The sequence below is a fragment of the Mycobacterium sp. genome (assembly GCF_046095365.1).
In the GTDB taxonomy this organism is placed as follows: domain Bacteria; phylum Actinomycetota; class Actinomycetes; order Mycobacteriales; family Mycobacteriaceae; genus Mycobacterium.
On sequence record NZ_JBJTJF010000105.1, the window covers coordinates 1 to 6,127 of the forward strand.

Sequence of the window (6,127 nt, forward strand, 5' to 3'; positions counted from 1 at the left end):
GGTCCCTTCACCAGCACCCCGGTCCAGCCCAGTGCCCGCAGATTGGGCTCGGCGTCCACCCAGAACTGGCCGACCAGGTTCGGCATGACGAACTGGTTGCCCTTGGACACCTTCAGCGTGACCGGGGTGTCCAGTTCCGAATCGGTCCCCGCGGGCGGGTCCATGGCCAGCACCTGGCCGGCCGGTTCGACGCTGTCCACCGGTGCGGTCAGGATGGTCGCGAAGCCCACCGTGTTCAGGTTCTTGGTGGCCTGGTCGGAGGTCTGCCCGACCACGTCGGGCACCGCCCGTGTCACCGGGCCGGTGCCGACGACGACGGTGATCTCGTTGGTGATGGCGGTGGTCGCGTTGGCCGGGGGCACGGTGTTGAGCACCTTGTCGCGCTGCGCCCCGGTCGAGGCCGCCTGGGTCTGTTTGAACTTGCCGAATCCGGCGGCGGTCAGCTTCTTGACCGCGTCGCCGTAGCTGAGGCCCGCCACGTCGGGGACCTCGCGCTGTTCGGGTCCGGTGGAGACGTTGATCAGGACCTCGTCGCCGGCATTGATCGACACGCTGCCCGCCGGCTCGGTGCTGATGACGTGGTCGGGCGGCACGACGCTGTCCGGCTTCTGCTGGGTGCGGATCTTGAAGCCCCTGTTCTGCAGCGCGGCGATGGCGTCGGCGGAGACCTGGCCGCGGACGTCGGGCACCTGGACCGCCCGCGGCTTGCTGCCGGTCATGTTGATCGCCAGCGTCACCACCACCGTGAGGACCGACAGGACCGCCAGCGCCACCAGCCACCGCCCGATCGAGCGTCTGCGCGGAGGCGCGCCGTAGTCGTAGGCCATCGTCCCGGTGGGGCTGTCGGCGCGCAGCCCGCTACGGGAGGCCGAGAGCATCTGGGTGCGCTCGGCGTGGGTGAGCACCTTCGGGGCCTCGGGCTTCTCTCCGCTGTGCACCCGGACCAGGTCGGCGCGCATCTCGGCGGCGCTCTGGTAGCGGTTGTCCGGGTTCTTGGCCAGCGCCTTGAGGACAACGGCGTCCAGTTCGGGGGAGATGCCGGCTCGCCGCTGCGACGGCGGGACCGGGTCCTCCCGCACATGCTGATAGGCCACCGACACCGGGGTGTCGCCGACGAAAGGCGGTTCGCCGACGAGGATTTCGTAGAGCACGCAGCCCAGCGAGTAGACGTCGGAGCGTGCGTCCACCTGCTCTCCGCGGGCCTGCTCGGGTGAGAGGTACTGGGCGGTGCCGATCACCGCGGCGGTCTGGGTGACGGGATTTCCGGTGTCGGCCAGCGCCCGGGCGATGCCGAAGTCCATCACCTTCACCGCACCGGTGCGGGAGATCATGATGTTCGCCGGCTTGACGTCGCGGTGGATGATGCCGTGCTGGTGGCTGAAGTTCAGCGCCTGGCAGGCGTCGGCAATCACCTCCAGTGCACGCCGCGGCGGCATCGGGCCGTCGTTGTGCACGATGTCGCGCAGCGTGACGCCGTCGACGTACTCCATCACGATGTAGGGCAGCGGGCCGCGCGGGGTGGCCGCCTCTCCGGTGTCGTAGACCGCGACGATGGCCGGGTGGTTGAGCGCGGCGGCGTTCTGGGCCTCCCGCCGGAACCTGAGGTAGAAACTGGGGTCGCGGGCCAGGTCGGCGCGCAGCACCTTGACCGCGACGTCGCGGTGCAACCGCAGATCCCGGGCCAGGTGCACTTCCGACATCCCGCCGAAGCCGAGGATCTCGCCCAGCTGATATCGGTCGGACAGGTGTTGCGGTGTGGTCATGACGAGGCCTCGCCGAATCGAATCTGGTTGAGCTGCATGCCCGGTGCGGTCCGCTCCCCCGTCCAGTTCGACGGCTTGACCGGTTCCGGGCCGGGCGGCGGCGGCCCGGGTGGCGGCTCGGGTGCTCCAGGCGCCACCGTCTCGGTCTGCTGCACCGGATTGTCGGCCCGCTTGTCCCGGTCGGCCAGCACGATCAGGACCGCGCTGATTATCGCCAGCGCGCCCAGCACCCCGGCGGCCCACAGCAGGGCCCGCTGACCGGAACTGAAGGTGCGGCGCTGCGGCGGGGGCGCGGCGCGCTGCACCGAGGTGCGCGGCCGGACGGCCGGCAGCGGCCGGGCCTCCGCCGGGACGCGACTGGCACCCGGGATGGCGGACGGGGTCGCCTTGATCGTGGGTGCGGAATTCGGGCGCGGCGGGCGCCGGCCGGAACGGACCGCCGCCACCGCGTCGGCGAACTGGCCGCCGCTGCTGTACCGCATACCCGGGTTCTTGACCAGAGTGATCTCGATCAGCTCGCGGACATTCGGCGGCAGGTCGGGTGGAAGCGGCGCCGGCTGCTCCTTGATGTGTTTCATGGCCACCGTCAGCGCGCCGTCTCCGGTGAACGGCCGCTTGCCCGAAACCGCCTCGTAGCCAACGACTCCCAGCGAGTAGACGTCGCTGGCGGCGGTCGCATCCTGGCCGAGCGCCTGCTCGGGAGCGATGTACTGCGCGGTGCCCATCACCATGCCCGTCTGGGTTACCGGCGCGGCGTCGACGGCCTTGGCGATGCCGAAGTCGGTCAGCTTCACCTGGCCGGTCGGGGTGATCAGGATGTTACCGGGCTTGACGTCGCGGTGCACCAGACCGGCGGCGTGAGCGACCTGCAGCGCCCGACCGGTCTGCTCGAGCATGTCCAGCGCGTGCCGCAGCGACAGCCGCCCGGTGCGCTTGATCACCGAGTTCAACGGCTCGCCGTTGATCAGTTCCATCACCAGGTATGCGGTGCGGCCCTCGCCGTCGATGTCGGTCTCGCCGTAGTCGTGCACGGCGGCGATGCCGGGGTGGTTGAGCATGGCGACCGTCCGTGCCTCGGCGCGGAAGCGTTCGAGGAACTCCGGGTCGGAGGAGAACTCCTGCTTGAGTACCTTGATGGCCACCCGCCGGCCAAGACGGCTGTCGACCGCCTCCCACACCTGGCCCATGCCACCGGTGGCGATCAGCCGCTGCAGCCGGTAGCGCCCGGACAGCGTGACACCCACGCGGGGGCTCATTGCTTGCCTCGCTTGGCTCGGCTGCGGGGGCTCACGACGGCCCCTGCAGAGCCGAGGCCATCGTGGCCCGCCCGATCGGTGCGGCCAGTGCGCCTCCGGTGGCCGCGAGCCGGTCCCCGCCGTTCTCGACGAGCACCGCCACCGCGACCCGGGGGTTCTGGGCCGGCGCGAAGGCGATGTACCAGGCGTGCGGCGGGGTGTTGCGCGGGTCGGCGCCGTGTTCGGCGGTACCGGTCTTGGATGCGATCTGCACGCCGGGTATCGCCCCGTCCTGCTGGGTGAACTTCTCAGCGCCGATCATCAAATCAGTTAGCTTAGCCGCGACCTGCGCGGAAACCGCCCGCCGCAACTCGGCGGGTGCGGTGTTGCTGATGTCGGCCAGGTCGGGCCCCTCGAGGTGGTCGACGAGGTAGGGCTGCATCAGCACGCCCCCGTTGGCGATCGCCGCGGCCACCATCGCGTTCTGCATCGGCGTCACCGCGACGTCCTTCTGCCCCATGCTCGACATGCCCACCGCGGCGGCGTCGCTCATCGGCCCTACGGTGGATTCCGCGACCTGCAGCGGAATCAGCGCCGGCGGGCTGTCGAAACCGAACGAGTCGGCGGTGTTGCGCAACGCCTCAGCCCCCACCCGCATGCCCAGCTCGACGAAGGCGGTGTTGCACGACCGGGCGAAGGCCTCCCGAAGCGGAGCCTTCGGGGCGCTGCCGCACGGGGTTCCGCCGTAGTTCTCCAGGGTGGCGGTGCTGTCCGGCAGCGGGATCCGGGCAGCGGCGGTCAGCTGCTCGTTCTCGGTGATACCGGCCTGCAGCGCGGCGGCGGTGGTGATGACTTTGAAGGTCGATCCCGGCGGGTAGCGTTCGGCGATCGCCCGGTTGGTCAGCGGCGAGTCCGGGTCGTCGCGAAGCCGCTCCCAGGACTGGCCCTGCTCCTCGGTGTCGTGGGTCGCCAGCAGGTTCGGGTCGTAGGACGGCGAGGACACCAGCGCCAGGACCTTCCCGGTGGACGGCTCCAGGGCGACCACGGACCCCTTGCAGGGACCGCCGCCGCAGCCGCGCTGGATGGCCTCCCACGCGGCCTGCTGCACCCGCGGCACGATGGTCGTCCCGACGTTGCCGCCGCGTGGGTCGCGACCGGTGAAGAAGTCCGCCAGCCGCCGGCCGAACAGCCTCTCGTCGGAGCCGTTGAGGATTGGGTCCTCGGCGCGCTCCAGACCGGAGCTGGAGAAGCGCAGCGAGTAGAAGCCGGTCACCGGCGCGTAGCTGAACGGCTCGGGATACACCCGCAGATAGCGGTACCGGCCGCTGGTCGACTCCGAGAAGGCCAGCACCTGACCGCCGGCGGCGATCTGTCCGCGCTGACGCGAGTACTCGTCGAGCAGCACCCGCTGGTTGCGCGGGTCCGCCCGCAGCGCGTCGGCCCGGAACACCTGGGTGACGGTGGAGTTGACCAGCAGCAGCACGACCAGGGCCATGACCATCATCGAGATACGGCGCAGCGAGGTGTTCATGACCGGCCGATCACCTCGGTGCGCGAGGCTGCGATGTGGGTGTGCTGACTGGTGCGGATCGGCCGGCGGGCCGCGTGCGATATCCGCACCAGGATGGCCAGCAGCACGTAGTTGGCCACCAGCGACGAGCCGCCGTAGGACATCCACGGCGTGGTCAGCCCGGTCAGCGGGATCAGACCGGTGACCCCGCCGACGACGATGAACAGCTGGATGGCCAGCGTGGAGGCCAGCCCGGCGGCCAGCAGCTTGCCGAAGCTGTCCCGCACCGCGATCGCCGTGCGCAGGCCCCGCATGATCACGACGGTGTAGAGAAGCAGCACACCGGCCAGACCGACCAGCCCCAGCTCCTCCCCCACCACCGCGATGATGAAGTCCGTCGACGCTGCCGGCACGGTCCCCGGCTGGCCGTTGCCCAGGCCGGTGCCGAAAATCCCGCCGGTGGCGAAGCTGAATTGCGACTGCACCATCTGGTACCCCGCGCCCTCCGGGTCGCCGAACGGGTCCATCCAGGTCTGTACCCGCCCGCGCACGTGACCGAACAGGTGGTAGGCGACGACGCTCCCGACGCCGAACAGCGTCAGGCCGATCACCACCCAGCTGAACCGCTCGGTGGCGATGTAGACCATCACCAGGAAGGAGGCGTAGAGCAGCAGGGAGGTGCCGAGGTCCTTCTCGAAGACCATCACCCCCACCGAGATGAACCACGCCGCAAGTAGCGGCGCGAGGTCGCGGGGGCGGGGCAGGTCCATGCCCAGGAAGTGCTGGCCGACGCTGTTGAACAGGCTGCGCTTGGCCACCAGAACACCGGCGAAGAACACCAGCAGCAGGATCTTGGAGAATTCGGCGGGCTGAATGCTGAAGCCCGGCAACCGGATCCAGATCTTGGCCCCGTTGGTCTCCGACAGCGACGTCGGCAGCAGGGCGGGGATGGCCAGCAGCACCAGTCCGGCGGCCCCGCAGACGTAGTCGTAGCGCGCCAGCATCCGGTGGTCTCTGAGGTAGACCACCACCAGTGCGAAGCCGACCACCCCGACCAGCGTCCACAACATCTGCTGCCCGGCGCCGGGTCCGGCGGGATCGCTGCCGGGGACGAGGTCGAGGCGGTGGATCAGCACCAGGCCCAGACCGTTGAGCAGCGCGACGACAGGCAGCAGCAGCGGATCGGCGTAGGGCGCGAAGCGGCGGATCGCCAGGTGTGCGCAGAGGAACAGCACGAGGAAGGCCACGGTGTAGGTCAGCAGGTCCCAGCTGACGCCCTGCTCCTGGTTGACCTCGACGATCAGCAGCGCCACCCCGGTTATCAGTGTGGCGAAGCAGAGCAGGCCGAGTTCGGCGTTGCGACGGGTCGGCAGCGGCGGGGTGATCCGCACCGGCGACTGCGGTGCGGTGGTCATGCCGCCGCCCGGCAGTCGAGGCCCGGCTTCGGCGCCGGTGTCGGCGACGGAGCGGGCGGCGGGGCCGCGGGTCCCCCCGAGCCGGTGCGCGGGGCGGCCGGCGGCGCGACGCGGGCGGGCTTCGGCGGCGCGCAGACCGGCAGCAGGGATCCGTGCGCCAGTTCGCGCAATTGGCCGATCGCCTCGTCGAGGTTGCCGGCCGGC

General features: G+C 70.4%; 4 protein-coding genes and 1 pseudogene. All 5 read right to left on the reverse strand.

The window, feature by feature from the left end; genetic code table 11:
* Positions 1-1,763 (reverse strand): Stk1 family PASTA domain-containing Ser/Thr kinase (pknB, locus tag ACKOQ4_RS08775; RefSeq protein ID WP_526290891.1); only part of this gene is annotated, 1,763 nt, incomplete at its 3' end.
* Positions 1,760-3,019 carry a protein kinase domain-containing protein gene (locus ACKOQ4_RS08780; RefSeq protein ID WP_526290893.1) on the reverse strand — a complete coding sequence of 420 codons (1,260 nt, stop codon included), beginning with the start codon at positions 3,017-3,019 and terminating at the stop codon, positions 1,760-1,762. The genes ACKOQ4_RS08780 and pknB, both read right to left, overlap by 4 nt.
* A 31-nt stretch (positions 3,020-3,050) precedes the next feature.
* Positions 3,051-4,529: a D,D-transpeptidase PbpA gene (gene pbpA, locus ACKOQ4_RS08785; RefSeq protein ID WP_526290895.1), complete on the reverse strand. Its 1,479-nt coding sequence runs from the start codon at positions 4,527-4,529 to the stop codon at positions 3,051-3,053.
* On the reverse strand, positions 4,526-5,923 hold the full coding sequence (gene rodA, locus ACKOQ4_RS08790; protein ID WP_526290897.1) for a peptidoglycan glycosyltransferase RodA: 1,398 nt from the start codon (positions 5,921-5,923) through the stop codon (positions 4,526-4,528). Before rodA ends, pbpA begins: the two co-directional genes overlap by 4 nt.
* Positions 5,920-6,127, reverse strand: a pseudogene (locus ACKOQ4_RS08795) (serine/threonine protein phosphatase); the annotation flags it as partial. The pseudogene ACKOQ4_RS08795 and the gene rodA, both read right to left, overlap by 4 nt.